Here is a 24,319-nt window from a genome sequence, read left to right as displayed (position 1 = left end):
GGTGTGTGTCGTGTGGCGATGATGCCTGCCACAGGTTCGGCAGTACGACGGCCGGTAGTTCACCAGGGGGACGAAAGGGTGCAGGGGCTTCAGCCAGTGGCCTTCGGCTTGCAGGTGGTCGCCTCGGTGCTGGCCGCAGATGCCGCAGATCCAGTAGCCGTCTGAGCCGTCGGGCTGGACGGTACCTTCGCGAACCCAGTGATCGGCAATCAGTGGAGGCCGGGGGGTCACAACCCGCTCCGCGCCCGCGCCCCGCGCCCGTCGATAGATGCCCTCGTCTCGGCGACGCGTTCCATGTCCACGGGGGCGTTCACGTCCAGCTCGCGGTGGACGCGCTGATAGATCCCCGTCTCCAGCAGCGGGATCGAGATCTCCTCCCAAGGCGTGGGCCCTAGCAGGGTGGCGAGCTCACTGATTCTGTGGACGAGGTGATCGCAGAGCATGGACCACTTGCCGTCGATGGCCGTGCCCCGAGCCGCTTCGAGGTCTTTCCACAGAAGGCGGAGCTCCTCGCGCGCCACCTCTTCCAGCTTCTGAGCGTCGATCGCCATCACAACTCCAAGGATAGGATAACTGGCATTATCAACCACTCAGTTGATTGATCGCCAGCCCTTCCCGGAGACGGCAGCGGGCCCCGCTCCAGCGTGGGCCACCCCTGCCGAAGGTGCGCTAGTCGACGTCTTCTGCCGGGCGACGGCGTAGGGGGCGGGGCGGCGATCTGCTGGTCGATGTCCGCCTCCTGCGCCGCAAACGGCCCCGGTGCCCCGAGCTTCGGGCGACCGGGGCGCCTTCTCGCTACGGTGTTGGTACTGGACGTAGTCGGGATGGCTTTGGACGCGCGGCGGAATCGCCGCAGCCAGTGGTGGGGGCCGTGACGGCTCAGCCGTCCCGGGTGCGTGCGGGAGTGGGTGCCTGACTGCTGGCTGCTGACAGGGACCCCGTGCGTCCCTCCTGTCGTTCTCAGGGGGGACGCTCGGCTTCTTCGTGCCCGCCCGGGGTTCGCTCCTCTGCGTGCGGCAAAGAATCTTGGTCCGCCCCCCTTGCAACTACGCCTCACGGTGAGGCATAGTTAAGGCATCGCAAGGGAGAGGGGAATCCGATGAACACCACGACCGCCGCCACCAAGGCCCACGTCACCGCCGCCACCGTCCGCACCTGGTGCCGCATCGGCGCCATCGCCGCGACCAAGAAGGCCGGCCGCTGGGTCATCGACTCCGCCTCCCTCGCCCGCCGCATCGCCATCGGCGCCATGCGCACCGCCAAGAAGGCCGCCAAGAAGGTCATCTACAGCATCGAGACGATGACCGCGATCGGCGGCAGGCGCTGGCAGAAGAACGGCATGGACCGCGTCTACATCAACGACTGGCACCTGTTCGCCGGCCTCGACCTCTCGTACTACAACACCGGCAACATCTGCGGTGCGAGCTGGCAGGACGAGGGCATCTCCAACTCGCAGGCCTACAAGATCCTCGGCTGCATCGACAAGGTGTGGTTCGACGCGGCCGACGGCAAGCTGCACTGCCGGTACGGCTTCGGCGAGTCCCGCGTCATCAGCCGCGAGGGCGTCTGGGCGCACGTGGTCGAGGGGATCCGCGCCGAGATCGCCGCCCTGTAATACCGAACCATCCACCTGAACGCCTCACGGTGAGGCATCATGAGGTGCGGTCCGCCGCACCCGACCGAACGGAGTCCGCCATGACCGCCACCACCAGCACCGTCCGCATCATCGACTGCACTACCCCCGCCAAGCTCTTCCACCAGTACCCGGACGAGTTCAAGCCGCAGCCCGCCTACATCGAGCTGGACCTGCGCGCGGGCACTCTGCTCGCCGACTACGACTCGGAGATCGGCAACGCCGTCCCCTTCAGCGTCCACCACGGCTTCGAGCGCCGATACACCATCCCGGTCCTGACCGCAGAGGCCGCGAACCGCGTCATGCGGGAGATCGCTCCGCTTGCCGACCGGATCCTCGCCGACTGGGACGACCGGTGGGACGGCAACAACACTGTCGCCGTGCTGGGCAAGGACGCCCAGGCAGCCGAAGAGGAGATCGAGGAGGCGCTGGGCCTGAACCTCGGGTACGGCAACGACGACAACCAGGGCTTCGCCGACTCCGACCTGGTGGCCGCGTGGGACATCGATGGCGCCATCAACGGCCTAGAGGCCGAGGAGTACGACATCACCGCGGAGACCACCGATGAGCGCCTGGACGAGATCGAGGCGGAGATCCTCACCGGCCTCGCTTCGTGCGGCGACTCCGACGTGGTCGTCTGCTCCGCGCTGTCCGGTTACCTGCGCGGCCTGCGGGACCAGGCCATCGCCGACGCCGCCGAGGACGACGACGAGGACTGACCAGCCGCCGCCCGCCCCCCCTGCTCGCCCTCCCGCGTACCTGCGGGAGGGCACCCGCACGAACGGAACACCACCATGACCGAGAACCCCCCGCAGCTGTGGACCATCACCGAAGTCGCCGAACACCTCGGCTACACCGGGGAACCCGCCACCGCCGCAGGATCCGCCCGCAAGGCCCTGCACCGCTGGGGCGTCAAGCCCATAGGACGCCAGCCCGGCCGCAGCGGCCTGTCCCTGTACGACGCCGCAGAGGTCCAGGCCGCCATCGACGCCGCGCCCGGCAAGGGCGTCGGCGGCGGGCGCCGACCGCGAACGGACGCCGCGTGAACGGGCTGACGGCCCGGCACCTGCCGGAGATCCGCGCCGAACTGTCCGCCTGGCTCGCCGACCCCGGCGAGCACGGCGGATCGTCCGTCTGGTCCCGCCACCTCCCGCCCCGGGAGGCGGCGCTGGAAGCCCGCGCCGCGCGCGAATGGGCGGCCGCCCTCACCATCGCCGAACTCTTCTACGTCTCCGCGGACATGACCCGCCTCGCCATGGCCGCCGGCGCGGCTCTCCCCTCCTACCGCATTGCCCCGGAAGACCTCCCCGCCACGCACGGCCTGCTGCTGTGGGAAGAGCCGGTCACCGAGGCGTTCGAGAGCCTCGGCTCCATTGGAGCGCCCATCATCGCGGCGAGCTGGGCCGTGAAGGGTGGCGGGCTGGAGGTGCGGCTGTGGTGCGAGCGGGAGGACTGGCTCCGCTTCATGGCCAAGGGGGACCCGACCGACCCGAGCATGCCCGACATGACACCCGAGCAGATCAAGCTGACCCGGACGCTGATGCCCCAGCCGATCGTGTGCATGTCCTCCAGCACCCTGCCGTTCCAGGAGGTGCCCGGCTGGCTGACGTCCGCTCCGCACGACACGAGCGGCATGTCCCTCGCCGACCTGGAGGACTACGCGCGCTCCGCGTCCCGCACCGAGCAGGCCGAGCGGGCCCTGGTCGTCACCTGGCTGCTGATGGGCCAGACCCTCGCCAGCGAGGAAGAAGTCCGCGCCCCCAAGTCGGCGTTACGCAACATCCGGCGCCTCAACCCGGCGCTGCTGACCTCAGTGCGGTACGTACAGCTCCGTCATCGCGGGCACGTCCACGGCGAGAAGCAGAAGATTCCCGGCCAGCGCGGCTACCAGTTCCGGTGGATCGTGCGAGGGCACTGGCGCAACCACTACTACCCGTCGCGCCGCACCCACCGGCCGATCTGGATCGACCACCACGTCAAGGGCCCCGAAGGCGCCCCGCTTCTGGACCCGGACAAGCTCGTCAACGTTCTGCGCCGGTAGACACGTCCGCCCCGCGGCCGTGAGTAGCGGCCACGGGGCGGATCGCAAACGCCGGGCCCGTCTGATTCTCCCCGAAGACGCCAGCGCGAGGAGGACGGGCCCGACATGTAATCCACAACACTAGATGCGCCAAGCAGCATAGCGGAACGGGCGGTCGGCAGGAAGCGGGCGACCGGCGGAGAGCGGTCCGAGGGTCAGCCCCAGACGGAGTCCCGTCGGGCAGCGACTGGGCGGGACTGGCGGGTGAGCGTACCGGTCACGGCGACTCCTCGGGGTGACGTCTGGGCCCTCCCGTGGGAAGGACCGGGCGGGGGCGGCCCCGCCGGATTCGCAGCGCTCGGGCGGGGCCTACGACACCGCCTTGCTGCCAGATCGAGCGGCGCCGAGCCCCTAGAGTCACACTAGAACCAGCCATCCGCTAGAGGCATGGCCGGAATTCCTCACCGAGGCTCCCACCGTTACCTTCAAGGGATGGGGCGTCGACGTCAGTCGCCTTCGCCGTCCATCTCCCACTCAAGCGCGAGGCGCTGAAGCACTTCGGCCGAGGAGATGCCAGTGTCGCCTACGTCATGGTGGTCGGCGAGGCGGCAGAAGGCAGCGATAAGGCAGGACGTCAGAAGGCCAACCCGCGATGTCATCGCTTTGGCGACAGTGTCAGCGACTGCTTGCGGGTCTGTGTCGGTGACCGTGATTGCGTCGAAGTCCAGCGTTTCAGCGATCAGTTGCCCCACCATTTCGGACTCGGGGTTCAGGTCTTCTCGGTCACGGTCCTCGTCCAAGGCGTCTGACATGTCCTTGGCCTGGGTGAGGATGGCAACGACCCGCTGCATCATCTCGGTCTCAGTCACTTGGCAAGCGTGGCATAGCAAGGGGCCCACCGCCCCGCACACCTCACGGCAGTCGACAACGGGGGCGACACCCCTCCCATCCGCTATGCCGCTGCACGGGCGAACCCTTCGCTTTGCACAGCGAAGAGGGCCGCCCCACAGGGACGGCCCTTGATCGGCTACAGCCAGGGCCACTTGGCGTCGCGGCCCGCCTCAAGGAGCGGGATCAGCGCGAAGGCCTGATCAGTGAGCCCGCCGAACGTGTGCCTCCCCTGCTTACCGGACGGCATGGCGCCGGGCTTGTAGCCAGCCATGTTCCACATGTAGACCGGCACGTTCTTCGGCACCAAGTCGTCAATCTGGGTCTCCCCCATCCCGCCGTGTCCACGCATGTTGGAAGGCAGCCAGCCGGGCCGGGTCTGCTCGTCGGTGACGATGACGATCCGGTCGTGGGCGAACCAGTGCTTCTTGACGGCCGTGGGGATGTCGGTGCCGTCGATCTGCCCGTACTGCTCGATGAGACGCAGGACGCTGCCGCCCTTGGGCACGGCGATCTCCTTGGACTGGCCGCCGAACTCGACGAGCGTGGGCTGCTCAGCGCGGAGCGCCAGGGCCGAGCCGAAGACGGCAGCCTGCTCGGCCAGGGTGATGTCCGACCTATTCGGCGTGGAGAAGGCGTAGCCGGGGAACATCGACGGCGACCGGTCAACAAGGATGAGCGTCCGGCCGGACAGGCGGGGCACGTTGGCGAGCGAGTGACCGAGCGCCTGCTCCAGCGCATGCGCCCACCGCAGCGACGGCGCATGCTTGTACGCCGCCCACCAGCGGAACGGGAACATGCGCGAATTGGCTACCTGCTCGGCGTCAGCGAACCGGGCGCAGATCTGTGCTGCGACCGTGTCCGGGACGCCGGCCTCGTCGAAGTTCCGTAGATTCCGGGCCAGCGCCATCAGCCCCATCGACGGGATGACCGCCTCCCACGCGGCCTTGTCCATCGGCCCCTGGAGCCAGCCCGCCAGCGCCTCCCACGTCATCGCGGCCCGCTGCAACTCTCCGCTGGCGTCCACATTCTCGGCGATCAGCTGACGACGCTCCTCCACGGGGAGTGCCATGAGCCTCTGCCGACAGACGAGAGTCGAAAGCCGACCGAAGATCTCGTCATCGTTGCCGTGGCGACGGTCGAGGGCATGCTGGAACAGAGCACCCTGCCACGGCTTGTCGTCGGCAGGGCTGGCGTGGACCAGGTTGAGGACGTCGCCAAACCGGTAGCCCTTGGAATCGGTGTCGTACTTCAGCAGGGACCGCTCGTTGTAGAGGCGCTGCACCGCATCGGCGACGCCACGCTTGACGGGCTTGGGGACTCGGCGTCCGTACTTGCTGGTCCAGTAGCCGAGCATCTCGCCCGGCTCGTCGGCGCGCTGAAGGACGGAGTCGATGACCTGCCGCGAGTAGCCAGGCGCCTCCCGGAGCAGGCGCTCGGCAGTGAACTCAGCCGCACCGACGAGCGCGGCGGTCCGCATGTTCGCCTCAGTGCGCAGCCACTTGAGCAGGCCAGCAGTCCACTCGGGGTCTTCGATGGCCAGCTGGCGCACCAGCCGGGCGTAGCGATCGTCCCGGTCGCCACCCTTCTCGTAGAAGGTGTCCTTGGAGACGTAATTGGAGACGGCGAGCAAGAAGAGCTCACTCTTCGCGTCCCGCAGGTGTCCGGTGGCGCCTTCGAAGGTGGCAGTACGCTCCCCGGTCGTGGTCACGGGCGAGCTGGCGGCCGGGCGGGTGCTGCGGGTGTTGAAACGCGGCATGAAGAAGCCCCTCGCTGTGGAGGGGAAGCACTGCGTGAGACGCCCGAGATCAAGTCGGCGACGGTCCTGCGGGTATCGAGCCCGCGCGCCCGAAGGCGCTTCAACCAAAGAAGTAACCGTGCAGCCATCGCACCGGGCGCCCCGATGCTGGTGCCTCCCGAGATCAAAGACGGGACCGGCACTTTTCGCCAAAGGAAGGAGCCGGGCCCTGCGCACCGGGAGGTGCAGAAGTCTGAAGTTGTAGGTCCAGAGATCAAATCGGTGCAGGCAACAAGGCGCTCTACCAACTGAGCTACCGACCGAAGCCGGGCGGGACTCGAACCCGCGACCACCCCATTAACAGTGGAAGTAACCCGCACCTTCGCACCTGGGCTTCACCCAATGTAGCGGACGGCGGCAACAAACGCCGAGCTGAATTGGCAACACCCCGTGCACGGCATGCAAAAGCGCCCCGCCACCAAAGTGGCGGGGCCGTTCTCACCCGTCACCGGGCGAGGGCTCTTCCGGCGGGGCCGGGGGCTCAGGGGGTGCTGGTTCGGGTTGGGGTTCGGCCCAGCCGAGGTCGACTTGGGTGTCCATGTCGGCGCCGCCCGGATCAGGTCGGGGGGGTAGCTGGCGCGGCGGCCGTTCAGGCATGCTCACACTCCAGTTCGGTTGTACTCATCCACCAGAGGATGCGGCGGATCAGGCGTGATGCCGGCCTGGTTCATCTGCCGTGCCCAGCGGTCCGCCGTCCATGCGAACGCGCGCAGCAGTGACTCCAGATGCGACTGGCGTACTCGCAGGGCGCTGTTCTCCTCATCGACCCGTTTGACCGTCGCCTGAAGTACGGCCAGGTCTCCTGCCTTGGCCTGCGGGGCGGCCTGGATGGCTGCCGCTGTCCGCGTGCCCCGATAGGTGAGGAGTGCCGTCACGACGACCCCGACAAGCGTGAGTCCAGCCCCGCCGATCGTTACCCAGTCCATCCCGCCCGCTCCTTACTACGTGCGTCGGGCGGGACCCGGGACGCGCTGTAGATCACCCCGCAATGAGACGTCATGTACCAGAGGAAAATCCAGACGCCCCTGGGATAGTGATCCAGCAGGGCACCCCACAGAAACGCGAAAGCCCACAGGGCTGGCGGGACCGTTGCCGCGAGGAACCCCCACTTGTCCTGCGTGAACTTCAGCCAAGCGCAGGTGAAAGCTGTGGCGCCAGCGAGGATCCAGATCCACGCCCAGCAGTGCATCGGGGCAATGTCAGTCAGCAGACCGAGGCCGTTCGTCGCCATCGGCGTGGCGATCATACCGACGCCCCAGCAGATCTTCCCGACCCCCATGAACAGGAGGAACGGTCCGCGGGTGCCGAGCCGCTGCCTCAACCGGCAATGCACCTACACATCCGAAACGGCGCGGACCGGCGGAGCCACTGCCGGCGACACCTGGCCGCGGGTCAGGAACACGAGCACGGCGAGTACGAGCGCGTTGAGCGAGCCGACCGTCTCCGGAGAGACGTTGAAATGGTACGCGGCGAGGAGCACGACACCGGCAGTGACGATGCCCGTGAACGCCGACGGGGCGATCGGCCGGGTCAGTGCGGCGGTGACCGCAGCCGACAGTGCGGAGACGACCGCAACGATCGCCCCCGCCTGATCCGTCGACAGGCCGACGTTGAAGGTGACGACGAGGGACAGCACAGCGCTGATCACGCCGATGATGACGGCCGGTTCACGTCCGAAGATTCTCATGGACCGCTCCTTCAGCTTTCGAGGCGCTTGGCCTGGACGTCGGCGACCGCGTTGGCGATGGCCGTGATCTGCTCGGCTGTCAGGCCGGTCGTCTCCAGCGAGCCGACCTTGGCGGCGAGAGTGTCGAGCTTGCTGCTGAGGCTGTCGACCTTCGTCCCGAGCCCCTTGACGGCAGTGTTCGCTGCCGCGGCCGAGGAGGCTGCGTCGGCGACGGTCTGGTGGACGTCGGGGGTGTCCCCGTTGCTGTAGCCCCAGACCTTCTTTACGTCGTCGCTGGTGAGCGGCATGTCTTCCTCCTGTGTGCCGGTGGCGCGGGCGACGATGCCCGGGAACACCACGGACTTGAACTGGGCGACGCGCGCGTCGCCTGGGCATGCGGTGCCGCCCGTGGACCATGCGGCGTGCAGCCGGTGGTAGCCGAACCCGGGGTCGTCTGCGGTGCGGCAGATCCGCAGCGGGATGCCGTGCTGCTGATGGGCCCACACGCCAAGCCGGATCAGGGTGGCGATCTGCGCGTCCGTCCACGGGTCGGTGTGGTTCAGGTTGGAGGCGGACTCCAGGGAGATCGCGCCCGTGCCGTCGGGCCGCCGGTTCGCCAGGTAGTTGGCGTCGGCCCGGGTCTGTGTGCCGATGAACTGCGCGAGCGATCCGTCGTAGCCGAGACCGAAGTGGGACTCAAGGTTCGTCGAGTCCCGCCAGTACTCGTAGATGTGCCCCGGAGTCCACGGCGCGGCGATGCTGTGGAAGATCAGTTGCGTCGGGTTGATTGCGGGCTGTGCGTCGGACTCGGGCTGCAGTTCCATCCGGGTCGCGAAAGGACACCAGGACATGGCACCTCCAGGGCATGAAAAAAGCCCCGGTCGCGGGGCGTGGGCGCGGTTGTCGGGTCAGGCGGTTTCGTAGGTGCCGCTCACCCAGAGGCGGTCGCCGGTCGCCCAGGTCATCGGGCCGAGGCTGGTGCAGATCGCTGTGTCCTGTTTGCCGCCCGCATAGGGCTCGACGGTGGTGCCGTTGGCTGCGATATAGGCGACTCCGTTGCTGTAGCCGGAGGTGCCTGCAGAGGCGTCGCCAACGAGTACTCGCCCCACCATGTCGATGCCGGCTGCGGCGGTGGTGGGCAGACTCAGCGACCAGGAGCCCTGGCCGAACGTGGTGGTGCTCCCCGCCGTGATCTTGATGGCGAAGGTCACCATCGTCCCGACCTTCGTCCACCGGCCCGCGATCGACCCATTGCCGAGCACCGGATTCGTTGTCGCCGCAGTCCACGACGGCGTGTACGCCGCCCACGTCCCGCCCAGCGGCACCGTCACCCAGCTCGACCCGTCGTACTGAGTCATCAAGTTGACGTCCTGCAGCCACGCCGTCATCCCCTCGACCGGCGAGGTCAGCGTCGCGTTGCGGGCTGTCGCCGACGCGAACGTCAAGACGGTCCGCGACAGGACTGCCTGCAGTGACGTCGCCAGAGTGGCGATGTTCGGCGGGTCGGTGAGCTGCGGGACAGTGATGCTCTGCCCGTACTGGTCCGTGGCCATACGGCCCCCTTTCTAGGCGAGCCGGTAGCGGCCGAAGACGTCGTACTGTGCGTACTTGTTGCCTGTGGCGGGCAGTGCGGCGCTGTAGTCGCCGAGCTGTATGGCGCCGGTGGTGAGGATGGTCATCACCCCGAAGTAGCCGACCGCGACCTGCACCGCGCAGCGGACCTGCTTGGCAGGACGGGCCTCCGTCGGCAGCGTCGCCACCGTCGCCCCGTCCGCCAGTGACCCGGACAGCTGCGCCAGCCCGCACAGGGAAGCCGTTCCGTCACCATGCAGCCGGTAGGCGGGCGTGTAGTAGGAGGCGTTTGCCGACCATGAGGCGGCCAGCGAGAACGACGTCCACTGGCCGGTGCTGGCCGCGAGCCTGCCGCGGGCCAGCCAGTTCCCGGCCCCTGACACGTCGATGACAATCAGATCATTGACGGCCGGGTTGCCGTAGGACTCCTGGCGCCGGGCTACCACCCCGTCGGTGGTGGTGATGGTGCCGTCGCTGCCCACACTCTGCACAACCGCCAGACGCCAGTTGGATCCCCGCACGGCCGGGGCCGATGCCCCGGCCTGGACTGCCTGCTGGGTGATGGCATCAGCCAGGCTGCTGTGGACGGCCAGCCCGGACGAGCCGTCGCTCATGTGCCCTCCTTGGCGGAGACCGTCTGGATCGTGAAGTCGCCCGCCACGCCCAGCTGCACATCGAAGGACTGCGCCTGGTGGAGCTCCTTCGTACCGTCCGGGTAGACGACGCGGATCACATCACCCGGCGCCAGTGCGGGGTTTTGCAGGCAGGTGATCTGTGCGGATGCGTTCGGCGCAAGTGCAGCCCGCAGCTTCAGGGTCCCGGCAGCTATGCACTGCCCGCTCGTCGTCAGCGTCGCGCTGGAATAGAAATCAGGGCGGTGCCCGTAGGGGCCCGACCAGTACGTGGGGCTGCCGGGATCGCTGTCCACGACCAACGCCGAGACCGGGGCCGTGGCCGTCTCGGTGGACTCCCCCGCCGCGAGGATCCCGTTGAAGACGCCGGCGCTGGACATGCCGCGCGTCGCGGACACATAGGTGCCGCCCTCGCCCGCTGCGATCGTCCACGCCGGGGTGGCGGCCAGAATGTCCGGCAGTGCGGTGATCGTGAACGTGCCGTCCGGATCCGCGTACACTTCGGCGCCGATCGCCGCCGCGCATTCCACAACAGCCGCCCACGGATCGCCCTTGATGTCGAACGTCCGCGGGCCGATCGCCGCATCTACCACCTCGGAGGTGACGACGACGGCCGCCGCCGGAATCGAACGGCGGATCAGAGCGGTCACGGCCGACACCGCCGTACCGGACGCACGGTAGGGAGCGGTGAATTTGTCGTCCGCGACCATGACTTCCAGGGACTTGCCCTGGATCGTCACCGGCCCCTCGTCGACATCGCCGTCCACTGAATCGATACGGAACAGTCCCAGCGGCACCAGCTCACTGGTGCCGTCCGTATAGACGACGCCACGGGACACCCGTAGCTGGGCACCCGACACCGACACCTTGTCGGCTGCGGTCCGTGGGATGAGCTCCGTGTCCGCCAGGGTGATCGAGCAGGTCCGCCTGACCGCATTGGCCCGGTTGACGTTGATCGTGCCGCCGATGATGTCGAGCGTCTCGACCTGGCCGTTCGTCCGGAACAGCTGCACGAGATCCACGGGATTGTGGTCCTCGGCGATGACTCGCAGGAACCGGGCCGTGGTGGGGTACATGCGTCACCCCTTCGGCCGGTTGAACAGCACATCTTCCCAAGTGGCGTACCGGTCGAGGACCGCCTGCCAGGTGGTGTTCTCCGTGAGGATGTCCTGCCAGGTGCGGCCCGCGCTGCCTGCCACCCCCACCGAAACCGGCATATCGGCCTGGGTCAGCGGCAGCGTCCATATCCGCAGCTGCTCCTGAGCGATCCCGCCGCCGCGGGGCCGCGCCACCTGGCCGACATTCACATACAGGTCGTCCTCGCCCATACCGGGGGCCACCTGCCACAGCAGGACATGACCCGCAGCGAGGAGCCGGTTCAGCGCGATCCGCTCCTCGTCCGTCAGCGTGTAGAGGACCAGGTCACCCTCCAAGCCCGACCGCACATCGGAGCGGACTACCGCGTTGCTGCGCCCCTTGACGTGCGTCTTGGACTGCTCAATGGGCTGCGCCCAATCCGGTGCACGGGCGACCACGGCGCGCACATTGCGCTCCGGGAAGCCCGGATCTTTCAGCCAGCAGTAGTTCACATCCCCGGGGCTAAGGGTGACCGTGTCCGTCTCCCGGTACTCCACCAGTACGCCGTTGCCGTCGCGCGTCTCGGCGTAGTAAGAGACTTCCACTCCGAGCGGCGCCTCATAGTCGGTGACGGCCAGCTCGCTACTCGCCAGCAACTGCCCGTCGATCAGCCCCTGCTCGCCGCGCACCAGCGTGCGCATCCCGTCCGGAGTGACCCGCCACAGCGTGAAGTAGTAGCCCGAATACAGGTCCCGTTCGGTGATGGTGATCGAGGCGCTCGCATCATCCGCGGCGACCTCCGACGACGGCTGGTCCGGCCACAGCGCGACCTGGTCGATGCGGATCACGCTGGCCGGTGACGTCGCCGTCAGCGTGTACTCCACAGCCGCCTGCGTCGCATTCGCCGGCGCCGTGAACGAGTTGTCGAGCTGCCACCAGCCGGGCGTCGGCGCCGCCGCCGCACTCGACGAGGTGACCCCCAGATCGACGTTCGTCGCGGAGTACCAGCGGACACTGCGGGTCAGAGTGAAGCCGCCCGCGGTGACGCTGGCGACGGTCTCCACCCGGAAGCTCCTGCCCGCCGCGCCTGTGGCCAGCGGGAACTTCGCCGACCGCACGACGCTGGTCGTGGCGGTGGAGCTGGTAATGGTGCCCGAGTAGTAGCCGTCATAGGCCTGGACGCCCCACGGCGTGGACCGGGTAACTGCCGCTACACCGCTGACGGTGACCCATCCGGCGATGCCCTGCTCGAATGAACTGTCGGCATACGGCACCACAGCCCCGTCGTGGAAAACGGGCACCGGCATGATGACAGCACCGTCGACGCGCATGACCTGCGCCGCCGTACCCGCAGTGATGCCCACCGCCAGGGTGCACGTCGCCGTGCCAGCCGGCGCTTTCGCCGAGACTTTCTGCCGGTAGTAGCCGGTCCCCGGGGCGGCAAGCGTCGACCGCGTCGCCGACAGCTGGGTACCCGCCCCGTTCTGGAACCGCAGCTCCACCCAGCACGATGACCCCGACGTGGGTGGGTTCAGGTAGGCATAGCCTTGATATTCCACACCGGCTGTCGCGGCCGGCCGGTCCACGGTCCTCGCGGCGGCGTCCCCGGTAGCGGTGACAGTGAGCGCCAGAACCTGCCCGCCCGCCAGATACCAGTCCACCGGCCACTGTGTCGGCGGGGTCTGGACTCCGATCGAGCAGTTCGTCTCCGCAGTCCAGGGCGCGGACCCGGCTTCCAGCGACTCCGTATCGAACGCCAACAGGTTGCCGGTCGTGCGGATCGGCAAACCGAGATAAATATTCTCAAAATAGTTGATGACGCCTGCGGAGCCTGGTGTCATCGCGGACAGGATGACTTGTGCCTGCGTCGCACCCGACGGGGCTACGCCCGCGACGGCGATTCGGTGCCAACTCGCCGACGCTGACGTCGTCGCCGTCGACCAGGTGATGGAGATCTGCGACGAGAAGACGTTCAGCCAGCGGATCCCTATCCGCTCCGGAACCGTCACCCCCGAGGCGTCGGCGAACACCTCATACTCCGTACCTGCGATGACGCTGTACGAGGCGACAGTGCGGGCCTGCATCTCACCCGACGCCAGTGAGGTGAGCTGCAGACAGCCGTCCCCGTTACGGCCCCCCGTCCCGAGCGAGATCGTGCAGTTGGTTTTCGCGACCCAGCCCGACGTGTTCGGGTCAACTGCTTCCGTCGTAGCGGAGAGGAAGTTGCCGGGGATGGCCATGGTCACCTCCCGCGGCGGGCTTCGAGGACTGAGGTGAGGCCGGCCATCTCCTGGCGGACCTCCCCGCGGACATGACCGAGGAACGCTCCGGAGTCGAGGTAGAGGTCGCCTTCGAAGACCCCGCCCCCAGCGGCCGGTGTTGTGGACTGCCGCAGCAGGGCGTTGGCCTGCTGCGTCGTGAACACAGGCTCGGGACGGCCGGTGCCGTTGTAGGCGAGATTCATCCCCGGCTGCAGGTAGCCGCCGGAGTCGTACTGGCCGGGCTGGAAGCCGTACCAGTCCTGGAACAGGCTGTCGTTGAAGCCACGCGCGGCGCTGCCGACGAGGACGCCGGCACCGCCCCTCGACTCGACGTTTGTCTTGCCGAGGGTTCCCGCCGTGTGCCCGACGCCTGCATTCGTGATGCCGATCTTGTATGGGGAGTTGCCGTGCAGCACCCAGCCAGGAGGCGCCGTGTCGCCGGAGAACGCGCCGGTCGCCCAGCGGCGATGCGGCGGCGTCTGGCCCCGGATGACCGACTCGATCGCAGAGACGAAGCCCGAACAGTCCCAGCTGGGGTTGCCGTCACCGGCCCACTGGTACGGCTTCCCTGCCTGTGTCTTTGCCCAGTTGAGGCCTGCCTGGATGCGGGGCCCGCCGATCCCGCCGGCGCCCTTGTCGTCGGCTTTCTTGCTGTAGCCGAACAGGGCGTCGATGATCTTGTTGGGGATGTTGCGGATCATCTTGCCGATCCCCGTGTCCATCCCCGGGAAGCCGGCAAGGAGCGGGTCGACGACGTGCTTCACGCCCGCCCGCGCCGAGGCCTCCAGAGTGTCAGCGAGCCACTGGGCTCCCTTCTTGATCCCGTTCCAGGCAGCCGACCCGGCACCCTGGAGCGCGGAGCCCGCATCCGAGATCCACCCGAAGATGCCGCCGTCCCCGAACCGCTGCACCAGGCCGCCGCCCGCGTACCGCAGAGACCGGTCCGTCGGGAGACTCGGGTTGCCGCCGAACACCGGCGCCAGGGCCGCTTTCACGCCCTGCGCACCGCCGGTCTTGGCGATCGAGTTCATGGCCCCGATGAACCCGGAGCCGACCGCACGGGTGAACTCCGGGCGCATGATGGCCTCACCGCCACTGAGCTCCAGCGCACCGCCCGTCGGCGAGATGAACCTGTGCACATCACGGCCCGGCGTATAGCCAGGCATGATGCCGCCCGAAGCAAACGTGAATTCCTTCAGCTCGGGAGCCCCGAACGCGCCAGCAATCTTGTTCCAGACACCGCGAATACCCTTGTTGTAGACAATGTCCACCACGTACTGGACGGGCTTCCGGGCGATATCCTCGACCTTGTCCCAAGCCGACTTGATGTCGTTCTTCGCCTTGTCGAAGGCGCTAGCCACCAGCCCGACCGCGGACTTCATGGCGTCGAACGGCGGCTTGATCCCGTGGTCATACAGCCACGACGCCTTATCCGCAATCCACCCGAAAATCGGCTGGACCGCACTGCGCCACAGCCACGAGAACGCGTCGCCAATACCATGCACAGCCGGTGCAATGCCGGTCTGCCACAGCCACATCGCCGCACCAGCCAGCACCTGGAAACGACCCACGATCCAGCCGACCACCGGCTGAATCACATTCGACCACAGCCAGACCGCAACCGCCGCGATGCCATCCACGGCAGGCTTGATGCCGCTCGTGTACAGCCACGCCGCCGCAGCACCCACCCTCTGGAACCCGCCGACCGAACTGTTGACGAACGGCGCCAGCGCGTTATTCCACAACCAGCTCGCAGCAGCACCGATAGCGCCGAACAACGGCGACAGAACCGTCTGCCACAGCCACGTCGCAATCGACGCAAGAAGCTGGAAAGCAACCACCCACGGGCCGACCAGGACCGTCAGCACCGTCACAATCAGGATCCGTGCAGCCGTAGAGATCGCCGAAAAGACCGGGGACAACACGTTCTGCCACAGCCACATCGCCCACCGGCCCACCGCCTGAAGCGCAGCAACGATCGCATCGAACGTCGGCTTGAGCACGGTGCTCCACACCCACAGGGCGGCTGCCTGAATCGCCGTCCACACGGCAAGAACGGAATTGCGGAACCAGTCCCAGTGCTGCCACGCATATTTGATGCCGAGGACCAGCAGGACGAGCGCTACAACGATCGCCGTGACAATGGCGACCACCGGATTCGCCTCGAAGGCAAGGTTCGCCTCGAAAATCGCCGCCGTCCAGCCCTGCGTCAACAGGATCACGATCAGCATCAGCCCGCGGTAGGCCACCAGCGCCGTATTCACCGCCACCTGGGCGATGGCATAGGCACGCGTCGCAAGGAACAGGCTGTACATCAGCTGGATGAGACCCGGAAGGTTCGTCGCCAGCCAGCTCAGCCCCTCCGACAAGGAGATAAGGAACTGAAGGGCCACATCGGCGAGCGGCCCCAGCGCCTTCGACAGGTCAAGGAACGCGCCCGCAATCTTCCTGAACGCCTCACCGACAAGCGGGGCATGCTCGGACGAGTAGGCCAAGAACCGCTCGAACTCGGGCGACCCCTTCAGGCCCGTGCCCCACGTCGCGAACCGGCCGCCAAGCCGGTTCAAGCGCGTACCGAACTCGTCGAAGTGTGGCAAGAACGCGTCGACGACCCCAGCGAGACCCTTGAACGTCTGCCCGAAGAAGACCCCGAGGCTGAGCAGCGCAGGATAGACACTCCTGGACAGCTCCGCCTTGAACTGAATCCACCACGGCGACTTGAAGTCCCGCGACACCCGGTCCTGCAGCTCACCGACCGCCTTCGCCGCAGCCTGCACGAACGGCGTCAGGCCCGGCAGCGACCGGCGAATCCCGTCCAGCCCCCGCGTGAACAGCGGCATAACCTCGGGCTGCAACGACACTGACCACGCCTTGAACGCGTCCCGCAAGCGCAGAAACGCATCGAACGTAGCCCGGGCGGCGGGCGACAGCTTGGCCAGAGCCTCCTGATACTTGGCCTGCGCGACGGCAGCCTGATCGACGCCCCCGGCCGCCTGCTGCGACGCGGAGGCAATCTGACGCTGAGCGGAGGAGACTGCGTCGGCGGCGTTCTGCTGGGCGACGGCGACATTCGCGGTCGCCTCCGACACACGGCGCTGCGCCTCAGCGATCTGCCGGGCCGTCTCCTGCTGAGTACGCGCCGCCTCCGCCTGCGCGTCCTTCACGTCCCGGGTACGCAGGACCACGTCCTGCAGAGACTGGGATACCTTGTCCTGAGCCTGCCTGACGGCGTCCGAGCCCTCGACGCCCTTCTTAGCTGCCTCAGCCTGCTGATCCTTGAGCCGACCCGTTTCGAGCGTCTGCTCCTTGAGGTGCTGAACCGCCTGGTCATAGGCAAGCTGCGCCTGCTGACGTTGCAGATCCGTCGCCTTCGGATCCGCCAGCGTCTTGTTCAGATCCTGACGGGCCTCCTTAACCTGAATATCGGCATCGCGCTGGGCAAGCTGGGCGTCCGCGTACTTGTTGGCAAGGTCTTCCAGTTCCTGCGCGGCCTGCTTGCGGGCGGCCGTTAGGTCGAGCTGCGCCTGCTTGGCGTCCTTCTGCGCGCGGGCGAGCTGACGCTCCGAATCCTCCACCTGGCGGGCAGCCTGCTGATTGCGCAGCGCCGCCTGCACCACAGCATCCGCCGCAGCCTGCTTGGCCTGCACCACCTGCTGCTGCGCCTGCGCGATCTGCCGCGCGCCATTACGCTCCGCCGTCGCCAGCGCCTGCTGGGCTCCGGCCAGCTGCAAGGCCTTCGCGGCACCCTGGCCTGCCGCCTGGCCGCCCTTCAACGCGGAGTTCGTCGCCGCATCCTGCGCAGCCTTCTGCGCCTGCAACGCCCCCGCGATTCCCACAACCGCCGGCACCGCGACAGCCGCGAGAGCGCCGACCCCGACTGCCGCCGCCACAACCGCCGACGTGAACAGGCCGACCCCCGCCGCCAGAACCGGAAACACGGGTAGGGCGGCAAGCCCAAGGATCGCAACCGACAGCTGAAAGACCGCCGACAGGGCACCTGCGGTATCGATATCGATGCGTGCCGTCTGGCCGTCCAGTGCTGCCACCATGGCCTGCACCGAGACAAGCCGGGCCTGCGCGGCCGCGGCATCCACGCGCACGCTGACATCTGCGCTCGACGCCGACAGTCGCGCCAGCTCCGCCCTGATCTCCTCAACTCGGGCCAGCGCGGTCGCCGCATCAATATCGATGCCGACACGCTGCTGCGACAACGTCCCCAACTGCACCCGCAAGGCGATGAGGTCCGCCTGCGCCTCGCTGGTGTCTGCGTCGATACGGATGTCCGGCAGAGCCGCCTGCGCCGCGGCGACTTCGGCGCGCAGCTTCTGCCCAAACGCGCCGACCACATCAACACGGACGCGTGCGGGATTCGTCGAGATCCTGTCAATCTCTTCCCTGATAGCAGCAAGCTGCGCCCGCGCCGCCGCGGTATCGGCGCGCACCGCCACGTTGGGATGCGCCGCCCCCAGACGACGCAGCCGCGCCTCGATGTCGGCGATCTCCGCGTCCGCCACCGCGACATCGACATCGATGCCGATGCGCTTGTTGCTCAGCGTCTCCATGCGAGCCCGCAAGCGCGCCAGCTCCGCGTCCACCCCTGTGTCGCTCAGCTTCACGTCGAGCTTGGGCATTGACCGGAAGGCTTCGATCAGCTTGACGCGCAGTGAGCGACTGAACGCTCCCCCAGTTTCCTCGCCCTGCCGAGTCGCTGCGGGCCGGGCCTTTTGGCCCCCGATCGTGATCCCGTCCTTCAGGGCGTCACGGACCGCGGCAGCAATGCGGTCAGCGATCTTCTGTCCCAGCTTTTCACCGATCTGCAAGGCGACCGTGTCATCGACGGCCCCTGCCATGGCTGGTCCGAAGGCCTTGCCGGCCGCCTTGCCGGCTTCCTCTCCCGCTGCCGTGGCAGCGGGCACCAGGGCATCGGTGAGGCGCGCCAGGATCCCCTTGGTATTGGGGATGACGTCGACCTCGACGGAACCGATGCTGATCGCCACGAGAAGCTCCTCTCGCAGCTATCCGCCTACGCGGCACCACCATTGATCAGCCGGAACAGAGTCTCCGCGCCGGCGTCGGACAGGGCCGCCTTCGGGCGGCGCGCCTTCGCGCCAGGACGCCGAAGGGGTTCCGGCGGCTCAGGCCGGTCGCGCTTCTTCTCGGTGTTGGCGCAGACCGTGACGTACACCAGGCGCCGCACCTCGTCGACTAGGGCCGCGAGCAGCTGCTCCTGCTGAGACCAGCGGCCCTTCTCCGGCTCACCCTGCTCGGCCTGCTCGGCCAGCTCGTCGTCGGACAGTTCGTTGCGCAGCGCAGTCATCGTGTGGGACTCCGGCGGCAGACGCTCTATCAGCACCCGCAGGCGCCGCCAAGACATCCGGCCCCGGTGCAGATCGAGCAGATCGATACCCAGAGCCAGGAGGTCGGCCTCTACCGCTTCCGCGTACCGGTCGACGACCGACGCGGTCCAACGGACTTTCCCAGCGGCTCCCCGCCCGTCTCGCCGGCACGGTTCAGGAATGCGCCGAGATCGTCGTTCGTAGGGTCAGCGTCGAGGTAGAGGTCGTAGGACTGGGGGCTGAGGATGTTCGCCATGAAGGTGTCCATGTCGCCGGCCTTCAGCTGACGCAGCCACGACTGCCTCCACGCCCCGGGCGGGATCACATCCCATTTGTCGTCGCCGAACGGGACGGGCACGTAATGTCCGTGCTGCTCGGCTTCGATTTCCTGGGCTTCGGCGGGGCTGATCTCGATCTGGTCAGTGTCAGGCATGGGCGCGGCCTCCTAGTAGTCGCGGCGCGGGAAGGGATCAGGTGGGGGTGGTGGACGGACTGACTCCCGCGCCAGCGGTCAGCCCGCCCACCAGTCAGGGGGTCAGGACCCGGTGTACGTCGGCGTCGCCGGGACTGAATCCGCGTGGTAGACGGTGTTGCCGGCCTCGTCCGGGTAGGCGGTGATGGTGATCTCGTAGCCGGACATGGCGTCCTGCTTGAACGTCACGTCCGAGCGGTCCGACACCTCGCCCTGGGGGATGTAGAACCCGCGGGCGCTGTCACCGTCGATCACCGCAAACCACCAGCTTCGGCGGTCCGGCACCGGCGATGCGGTCTCCGCGAACGTCGTTAGACCCGAGACCGGGGCGAGATCCGCAGCCGGGATCCGGTACATCACCGACTGGACGGCCACGCGAGCCGTCTCCCACAGGGTGATCTTGAACGTGCGGATGGACTTGGTGATCTGCGTGCGGAACGGCGAGGTCAGACCCCACGGAGTGAACTCCTGGCTGTCCTCGTCGAACCCGTAGACGAGCCCATCGTCACTGATGGCGCCCAGCGGCTCCCAGGGAACGGCAGGCTGCGTGAGCGGCGACGCCGGGGCAGTGGTGCCGGTATCCGCCACCCAGCCCCCACCGTTTGCTCCGATGATCGTGAGGTCCGCCGCGCGGGTGATGTTGACCATGAAAGGGTCTCCAGACATGCAGAAACCCCGCACGGCGGCGGGGTCAGGGAAAGGGACGCGGCGCGGAAGAACCGGTCAGGAAACCGGGTGACTGTAGATCGAATAGGTGGCCCCGACACGACGGAGCCCCGTGTTCTCATACGGGCGGATCCCGGGAGCCGACTCTGTCCGGATGGCACCGACCACGGCCGAGCTCGTCTTCGAGCCGGCGAGCTGCGTCAGCAGCAGGCCTCGGATAACCGCAGCCAACTGGACCGCGTCACCGCGGGTAGCGGCATACACGTCGACGTCAACCAGGGCCCGGTCGAGCCGGTAGCCGTCGTCGTCCCCGCCAGGCAGGCGTTCCACCGACACAGTCGGCAGCTCGTTCATCAGGTTGTTGTCGAGTTCGTCGCGCACGACGACACCGCTGCCTAGCTGGCTCTGGAGCCAGCCGATGAGCAGGACCTCCACATCGACGCTGCCGACTGCCGCCATCAGCGGCCACCCGCCTGAGCAGCCCGCAAGAGCACATGATGAGCACGGACACGGCCGCCGTTGCCGTACTCCACCCAGCGGGCGTAATAGGCACTATTGCCGACCACGCCGACCGGGCGACGCTTGCGGGACCGGCCGACCGGCTTCCTGCGGACCTCCGCATACCAGGACGCTTTGTACAGGCCCGGGTGCGGATCCGCGGGACCGCCGACCGGGGAGATCGACTCCGCCACACTCTTGATGATCTCGGCGCGGCGCAACACCTCCGCCTCAATCATCGGCGAGTTCAGCAGCTCACCAACCCCGCGCTTACTCATTTTGAACTTGGCAGCCACACCGCCTCCTCGTCAGCCGGTGACGCGATCAGCAGCGAACTGGACGACGCCACGAGTGCCACTGAACGGAGAACGCCCCCAGTTGCCGGGCTCGCCAGTGACCTCGCAGGCTTGGCCGCGAATCACCACCCGGTCCGTCGTGCGGACATCGGAACCAGCCGGCGCGTACACCGTCCACCCCTTGATCACCGTGTCGCGGCCCTGCTGCTCCGGGCTACCCACGCCGGGATTCTCCTGCCGAGGCGTCACCACACAGCCTGTGAGGTCAAAGGAGATGTCCGGGCCGGGGAGCGGATGCCCACGCTCATCTCTGCCGGGCGACAGGCCGGTGCGCACGATCCGCACCGTCTCCCCGAACGGATAGGGGGCCGGCACTACACCCACCCCCAGCCCGGCTCATAGTCCAAGCCGCCAGCGCCCGCCATTTCGTCCACATCCAGCGGCCAGGTCGGCGACGGATCCGCGGTCACGGGCGTCGGGTCGACGGTGAACGCGCCTCCCCGGCCCGCCAGCGACTTCAGGGCCGCCTTGTCGGCCTTCGTCAGATACAGGCCGCCAGAGCCCTGGGGGCGCTGCACCGACATCGGGCCGATCGTCTCGTAGGACACCTGCTGAGGATTCACGTAAGCCCGGCCCGCCACCGACAGGACGACCGCAGTTGCCTCGGCCGGCAACGGCTTGACCACCGACTGGCACAGGGCTACCGCCTGCCCCAGCAGCAGATCAGCGCGTGAACCGTCGATCTCCCCCAGCCCCAGGTAAAGACCCAGGTCCTCAGCAGTAGGGGCAACGAACGTCATGACCGCCTCCTACAGGGACTCGATCGCCTCACACCAAGCCGCCAGATCAGCCGCAGGATCCAGCTCGGCCGACCGGGCCTTCGCCCGCTTCGACGCCAGCCGGTACTCGGCGGGAGCCGTCAGCTTGCGCAGGACTGCCTCGTAGCCGTCGATGTCCTCACGGTCCACGAAGATCCCGGCCTCGCCCAGCGACTCGCACAGGCCCGGAGTCGGGTGCGCAACGACGGGAATGCCGCTGGCCAGGGCTTCGCAGCCGACCCGGCCCCACGACTCGTAGGACGACGGCATCAGCAACACCCGGGTACGGGCATAGACCCGCTCCCGCATCTCCCGCCCGTCGACATGCTCGACGACCTCCACGTTCGCGAGATCCGGAAGGACTTGCTGACCGTAGGCACCCTTCACCGCGAGGAACTGCTGATCGGGCATGCGTTCCGCGAGCTTCCGCAGGACGTGGCCGCCCTTCTCCGGGTTGCAGTTGACCAGCGTGACGGCGCCACCAGGCTTCGTGCGGTATTCCTCCGTGAACACCGGCGGGCGCACGATCAGCTCGGCGGCCGGGCGGACACTCTTCGGGTACTCGGCGAAGAAGAGCTCCGCCTCAGCCCGCATCCACAGCGAGTTGTACACCGCCAGCGCGGTACCACCAGCCGCCATATCCCGGAACGTCGGCAGATGCGTGTTGTGGCACACCACCGCAAGCGGCTTGCCGTACCCGCGGGCCAGCGACGCCGTCGACGGCACCGTCTCCAGATGCGCCAGCAGCACACTGGCCCCGCGCACCGCTGTCGGGAAGTCCAGCCGCGACGCCAGGGGGATGACCTTGATGCCGCGGTACTCGTACTCCTTCGAGGCCGTCCCGTAGCGGGACAGCCACACCGACACGTCGTGACCGCGCTCCACCAGGGGACGCAGCATCGACACCAGCATGTGCTCGGCACCCGCATTATGCTCAGGCGGGAACGCATGGACCCGGGCAACGATGCGCAGGGGCTTGGCTGCCCCGCCCGGCGCGGAAGCCGGGACAGCCCGCACCATCAGGACCCCGACGGGGTGCCGGTGTACTTCACGAACGCGTCCGGGTCGCCCTGAACGTAGCCGTAGTAAGCCTCCGCGAGGAGAAGCACCAGGTTCTCCTGGAACGCCGAGTGAACGCCACCCTCCTCGTCGATGTACGTGGCCTCCTTGGAGATCCGCACCGTGATGTCCATGCCCACGCCGAACGCTGCCTGGGACCAGTCACCACCGATCGCGCGCAGGCCCGTGTCCGTCGAAGCGGACTGCCGGCGCTGCTTGCCCGACACGCTCCGGGAGTAGGCAAGCGGCTGCCCGATCAGCGTGCCCGCCGCCGCCATGTCCGTCCCTGGAGTCTGCGTGTCCACGAGGATCGGCCGGCCGGTCGTGTCCGTCGCCAGCAGGAGCTCCGGCTTCAGCCGGTAGTCGGCGACCGTGCCCGTGTAGTCCCAGTCCTCGTCGATGACTTCCGCCATGCCGGTCACCAGATCACGCCAGATGCCACCGACTCCCTGCTCGGCCGTGCCGAGGGCAACCGAATTGCTGGTCATCGCCAGGTAGTCGGTGAAGGGGCCGGTGGCGCCCTTCATGGTCTTGCCGTGGATCGCTGCGTGGTCGAAGGCCCGCGCGAACGCCGTCGGCAGGTCAGTCTGCAGCTGCGTCCACAGGCCGCCGGAGTTGGTCATCACGACCTCTTCGGCGACCGGGATCAGAACGGCCAGCTTCTTGGCCGTCATCTGCTTGACGCCAACGGACGACGTCGAAAGCGGCTTCTTCGCCGCCTGCCCGACCCAGTCCGCAGTCGGAACGTCCATCGGAATCGGGACGCTCGTCGTCGCGTCGATCGCAAGCGGGGCCCGACGCGCCAGCGCCATCACCGCCGAGGACTCAACAGACTTCTCGAAGATGGGCCCTGCCAGAGTCCGCGGCAGGAGCGCGTCGTTGACATCAGTGATCTGCAGGGGGGCGGTGACCGCCATGGTGTCCTTCTTTCAGCAGCTACTTGATCTTGAGCTGCGGTTTCAGCCACCCGGCGAACTCGTCGCCCGGAGTGGGGGGCCTGGACTTATTGGCGCCGGACGCCTGAGTGCGATCCGGTGCAGGTCGCCGCGGGCCCTCCGGGGGCTGGGACTTCGCCCAGTGCGGCTTGCGCTCCAACAGCGCCTGGAGATCCGCCTCGATGGCGGTCTCGTCGATGCGGCCTGCCTCGTCGATGTACGAAGAGAGATCGAGCTGCCCGACGGCATCCTCGGGATCCGTGAACGCAGCCCGTTCCCCGACCGCCGCGCCGGCCAAGGCCTGCACACGCGCCTCGACAAGGCTCTTGCGCGTCGCGGCAATCTGCTCATTCGCGGCGGCGAGCTGGTCGTGGAGGCGTTCGGTCTCCGACTTCTGCGCGTCCTCGAACTCCTTGGCCTTCTTGGCCAGGGGCTCAAGTTCCTTCAGGCGCTTGCGGAGATTCGCGGCTTCGCTGTTCTTCTTGCGCAGCTCCGCCTCGAACTTCTTCCGGTCGAACGGCCTCTCCTCGGCCCCGGCGTCCGCCTCCTGGGCGTCGTCCGTGACCTCGGTACCGTCCTGCTCCTCGGCGGCCGTCTCCTCGACGGTCTCCTCGGTACCGGACTCCGGCTGCTGCTCGTTCTCGATCTCTTCGGGCATGACGGATCGGCCCTCCAGGGGCTGTGGAAATGAG

General features: G+C 67.7%; 25 protein-coding genes and 1 tRNA gene. 4 read left to right on the top strand and 22 right to left on the bottom strand.

The genetic code is table 11. The features are described 5' to 3' along the window. Positions 1-227 precede the first annotated feature (227 nt). Entirely contained in the window at positions 228-551 is a 324-nt protein-coding gene (locus ABZ404_RS04835; protein ID WP_358831409.1) for a hypothetical protein, read from the bottom strand. Between the two features lie 548 nt (positions 552-1,099). Between ABZ404_RS04835 and ABZ404_RS04830 the strand changes: the two genes are divergently transcribed. The 4 genes from ABZ404_RS04830 (at position 1,100) to ABZ404_RS04815 (ending at position 3,674) form a co-directional block, all read left to right on the top strand. Beyond that, the gene (locus tag ABZ404_RS04830; RefSeq protein WP_358831408.1) at positions 1,100-1,615 is read left to right on the top strand and encodes a hypothetical protein; all 516 of its coding nucleotides are present in this window, start codon (positions 1,100-1,102) and stop codon (positions 1,613-1,615) included. Positions 1,616-1,695: 80 nt separating this feature from the next. Next, a complete protein-coding gene (locus ABZ404_RS04825; RefSeq protein WP_358831407.1) occupies positions 1,696-2,352 on the top strand; it encodes a hypothetical protein in 657 nt (218 codons plus the stop codon). A 75-nt stretch (positions 2,353-2,427) separates the two neighbouring features. After that, entirely contained in the window at positions 2,428-2,679 is a 252-nt protein-coding gene (locus tag ABZ404_RS04820; RefSeq protein WP_358831406.1) for a hypothetical protein, read from the top strand. Next, positions 2,676-3,674 (top strand): hypothetical protein, encoded by a 999-nt coding sequence (locus tag ABZ404_RS04815; RefSeq protein ID WP_358831405.1) that lies wholly within the window; start codon positions 2,676-2,678, stop codon positions 3,672-3,674. The genes ABZ404_RS04820 and ABZ404_RS04815 overlap by 4 nt, the downstream gene beginning before the upstream one ends. Positions 3,675-4,159: 485 nt before the next feature. On the opposite strand, the gene ABZ404_RS04810 is transcribed toward ABZ404_RS04815, so the two are convergent. The 21 genes from ABZ404_RS04810 to ABZ404_RS04710 all read right to left on the bottom strand — a co-directional run bounded on the left by ABZ404_RS04810 (position 4,160) and on the right by ABZ404_RS04710 (position 24,285). After that, positions 4,160-4,522 carry a hypothetical protein gene (locus tag ABZ404_RS04810; protein WP_358831404.1) on the bottom strand — a complete coding sequence of 121 codons (363 nt, stop codon included), beginning with the start codon at positions 4,520-4,522 and terminating at the stop codon, positions 4,160-4,162. A gap of 158 nt (positions 4,523-4,680) precedes the next feature. Next, positions 4,681-6,300: a TROVE domain-containing protein gene (locus tag ABZ404_RS04805; protein WP_358831403.1), complete on the bottom strand. Its 1,620-nt coding sequence runs from the start codon at positions 6,298-6,300 to the stop codon at positions 4,681-4,683. A 300-nt stretch (positions 6,301-6,600) separates the two neighbouring features. Beyond that, positions 6,601-6,676: transfer RNA gene (locus ABZ404_RS04800), tRNA-Ser, on the bottom strand. A 262-nt stretch (positions 6,677-6,938) separates the two neighbouring features. Beyond that, complete coding sequence (locus ABZ404_RS04795) at positions 6,939-7,265, bottom strand: hypothetical protein (protein WP_358831402.1); 327 nt, start codon at positions 7,263-7,265, stop codon at positions 6,939-6,941. A gap of 407 nt (positions 7,266-7,672) precedes the next feature. Continuing rightward, a complete protein-coding gene (locus ABZ404_RS04790; protein WP_358831401.1) occupies positions 7,673-8,026 on the bottom strand; it encodes a hypothetical protein in 354 nt (117 codons plus the stop codon). 11 nt (positions 8,027-8,037) lie between these two features. After that, positions 8,038-8,856, bottom strand: coding sequence for an N-acetylmuramoyl-L-alanine amidase (locus ABZ404_RS04785; RefSeq protein WP_358831400.1), 819 nt, complete (start codon positions 8,854-8,856; stop codon positions 8,038-8,040). A gap of 57 nt (positions 8,857-8,913) precedes the next feature. Continuing rightward, positions 8,914-9,558, bottom strand: coding sequence for a hypothetical protein (locus ABZ404_RS04780; protein WP_358831399.1), 645 nt, complete (start codon positions 9,556-9,558; stop codon positions 8,914-8,916). Between the two features lie 12 nt (positions 9,559-9,570). Next, positions 9,571-10,191, bottom strand: a complete 621-nt coding sequence (locus ABZ404_RS04775) for a hypothetical protein (protein WP_358831398.1) — start codon at positions 10,189-10,191, stop codon at positions 9,571-9,573. Then, complete coding sequence (locus ABZ404_RS04770; protein ID WP_358831397.1) at positions 10,188-11,285, bottom strand: DUF5047 domain-containing protein; 1,098 nt, start codon at positions 11,283-11,285, stop codon at positions 10,188-10,190. The genes ABZ404_RS04775 and ABZ404_RS04770 overlap by 4 nt, the downstream gene beginning before the upstream one ends. Positions 11,286-11,288: 3 nt before the next feature. Further along, complete coding sequence (locus ABZ404_RS04765) at positions 11,289-13,526, bottom strand: hypothetical protein (RefSeq protein ID WP_358831396.1); 2,238 nt, start codon at positions 13,524-13,526, stop codon at positions 11,289-11,291. A gap of 2 nt (positions 13,527-13,528) precedes the next feature. Continuing rightward, entirely contained in the window at positions 13,529-18,544 is a 5,016-nt protein-coding gene (locus tag ABZ404_RS04760; protein ID WP_358831395.1) for a hypothetical protein, read from the bottom strand. Between the two features lie 26 nt (positions 18,545-18,570). Beyond that, positions 18,571-18,864, bottom strand: coding sequence for a hypothetical protein (locus ABZ404_RS04755; RefSeq protein ID WP_358990122.1), 294 nt, complete (start codon positions 18,862-18,864; stop codon positions 18,571-18,573). 110 nt (positions 18,865-18,974) lie between these two features. Beyond that, positions 18,975-19,316: a hypothetical protein gene (locus ABZ404_RS04750; RefSeq protein ID WP_358831393.1), complete on the bottom strand. Its 342-nt coding sequence runs from the start codon at positions 19,314-19,316 to the stop codon at positions 18,975-18,977. A 102-nt stretch (positions 19,317-19,418) separates the two neighbouring features. After that, entirely contained in the window at positions 19,419-20,021 is a 603-nt protein-coding gene (locus tag ABZ404_RS04745) for a phage tail protein (RefSeq protein ID WP_358831392.1), read from the bottom strand. A 57-nt stretch (positions 20,022-20,078) separates the two neighbouring features. Then, the gene (locus tag ABZ404_RS04740) at positions 20,079-20,480 is read right to left on the bottom strand and encodes a hypothetical protein (RefSeq protein ID WP_358831391.1); all 402 of its coding nucleotides are present in this window, start codon (positions 20,478-20,480) and stop codon (positions 20,079-20,081) included. Next, positions 20,480-20,815: an HK97 gp10 family phage protein gene (locus tag ABZ404_RS04735; RefSeq protein ID WP_358831390.1), complete on the bottom strand. Its 336-nt coding sequence runs from the start codon at positions 20,813-20,815 to the stop codon at positions 20,480-20,482. The genes ABZ404_RS04740 and ABZ404_RS04735 overlap by 1 nt, the downstream gene beginning before the upstream one ends. 12 nt (positions 20,816-20,827) lie before the next feature. After that, positions 20,828-21,190 (bottom strand): hypothetical protein, encoded by a 363-nt coding sequence (locus ABZ404_RS04730; RefSeq protein ID WP_358831389.1) that lies wholly within the window; start codon positions 21,188-21,190, stop codon positions 20,828-20,830. Then, positions 21,190-21,615: a hypothetical protein gene (locus ABZ404_RS04725; RefSeq protein ID WP_358831388.1), complete on the bottom strand. Its 426-nt coding sequence runs from the start codon at positions 21,613-21,615 to the stop codon at positions 21,190-21,192. Before ABZ404_RS04725 ends, ABZ404_RS04730 begins: the two co-directional genes overlap by 1 nt. Before the next feature lie 9 nt (positions 21,616-21,624). Beyond that, entirely contained in the window at positions 21,625-22,533 is a 909-nt protein-coding gene (locus ABZ404_RS04720) for a glycosyltransferase family 4 protein (RefSeq protein WP_358831387.1), read from the bottom strand. Between the two features lie 119 nt (positions 22,534-22,652). Beyond that, complete coding sequence (locus ABZ404_RS04715; protein ID WP_358831386.1) at positions 22,653-23,609, bottom strand: phage major capsid protein; 957 nt, start codon at positions 23,607-23,609, stop codon at positions 22,653-22,655. Positions 23,610-23,628: 19 nt separating this feature from the next. Further along, positions 23,629-24,285: a hypothetical protein gene (locus tag ABZ404_RS04710; protein ID WP_358831385.1), complete on the bottom strand. Its 657-nt coding sequence runs from the start codon at positions 24,283-24,285 to the stop codon at positions 23,629-23,631. Positions 24,286-24,319 lie beyond the last annotated feature (34 nt).

The organism is Streptomyces sp. NPDC005878 (genome assembly GCF_040629815.1).
In the GTDB taxonomy this organism is placed as follows: Bacteria; Actinomycetota; Actinomycetes; order Streptomycetales; family Streptomycetaceae; genus Streptomyces.
Note: the sequence above shows the minus strand (reverse complement) of the source record. Positions and strands in the feature narration are given on the sequence as shown.

Coding starts and splice junctions, on each gene's coding strand:
- ABZ404_RS04720 (WP_358831387.1), bottom strand. CDS start 22,533: ATGCTGCGTCCCCTGGTGGAGCGCGGTCACGACGTGTCGGTGTGGCTG.
- ABZ404_RS04805 (WP_358831403.1), bottom strand. CDS start 6,300: ATGCCGCGTTTCAACACCCGCAGCACCCGCCCGGCCGCCAGCTCGCCC.
- ABZ404_RS04835 (WP_358831409.1), bottom strand. CDS start 551: ATGGCGATCGACGCTCAGAAGCTGGAAGAGGTGGCGCGCGAGGAGCTC.
- ABZ404_RS04740 (WP_358831391.1), bottom strand. CDS start 20,480: ATGGCGGCAGTCGGCAGCGTCGATGTGGAGGTCCTGCTCATCGGCTGG.
- ABZ404_RS04775 (WP_358831398.1), bottom strand. CDS start 10,191: ATGAGCGACGGCTCGTCCGGGCTGGCCGTCCACAGCAGCCTGGCTGAT.
- ABZ404_RS04825 (WP_358831407.1), top strand. CDS start 1,696: ATGACCGCCACCACCAGCACCGTCCGCATCATCGACTGCACTACCCCC.
- ABZ404_RS04715 (WP_358831386.1), bottom strand. CDS start 23,609: ATGGCGGTCACCGCCCCCCTGCAGATCACTGATGTCAACGACGCGCTC.
- ABZ404_RS04790 (WP_358831401.1), bottom strand. CDS start 8,026: ATGAGAATCTTCGGACGTGAACCGGCCGTCATCATCGGCGTGATCAGC.
- ABZ404_RS04770 (WP_358831397.1), bottom strand. CDS start 11,285: ATGTACCCCACCACGGCCCGGTTCCTGCGAGTCATCGCCGAGGACCAC.
- ABZ404_RS04710 (WP_358831385.1), bottom strand. CDS start 24,285: ATGCCCGAAGAGATCGAGAACGAGCAGCAGCCGGAGTCCGGTACCGAG.
- ABZ404_RS04830 (WP_358831408.1), top strand. CDS start 1,100: ATGAACACCACGACCGCCGCCACCAAGGCCCACGTCACCGCCGCCACC.
- ABZ404_RS04755 (WP_358990122.1), bottom strand. CDS start 18,864: ATGACTGCGCTGCGCAACGAACTGTCCGACGACGAGCTGGCCGAGCAG.
- ABZ404_RS04765 (WP_358831396.1), bottom strand. CDS start 13,526: ATGGCCATCCCCGGCAACTTCCTCTCCGCTACGACGGAAGCAGTTGAC.
- ABZ404_RS04795 (WP_358831402.1), bottom strand. CDS start 7,265: ATGGACTGGGTAACGATCGGCGGGGCTGGACTCACGCTTGTCGGGGTC.
- ABZ404_RS04820 (WP_358831406.1), top strand. CDS start 2,428: ATGACCGAGAACCCCCCGCAGCTGTGGACCATCACCGAAGTCGCCGAA.
- ABZ404_RS04725 (WP_358831388.1), bottom strand. CDS start 21,615: ATGACGTTCGTTGCCCCTACTGCTGAGGACCTGGGTCTTTACCTGGGG.
- ABZ404_RS04750 (WP_358831393.1), bottom strand. CDS start 19,316: ATGCCTGACACTGACCAGATCGAGATCAGCCCCGCCGAAGCCCAGGAA.
- ABZ404_RS04780 (WP_358831399.1), bottom strand. CDS start 9,558: ATGGCCACGGACCAGTACGGGCAGAGCATCACTGTCCCGCAGCTCACC.
- ABZ404_RS04745 (WP_358831392.1), bottom strand. CDS start 20,021: ATGTCTGGAGACCCTTTCATGGTCAACATCACCCGCGCGGCGGACCTC.
- ABZ404_RS04785 (WP_358831400.1), bottom strand. CDS start 8,856: ATGTCCTGGTGTCCTTTCGCGACCCGGATGGAACTGCAGCCCGAGTCC.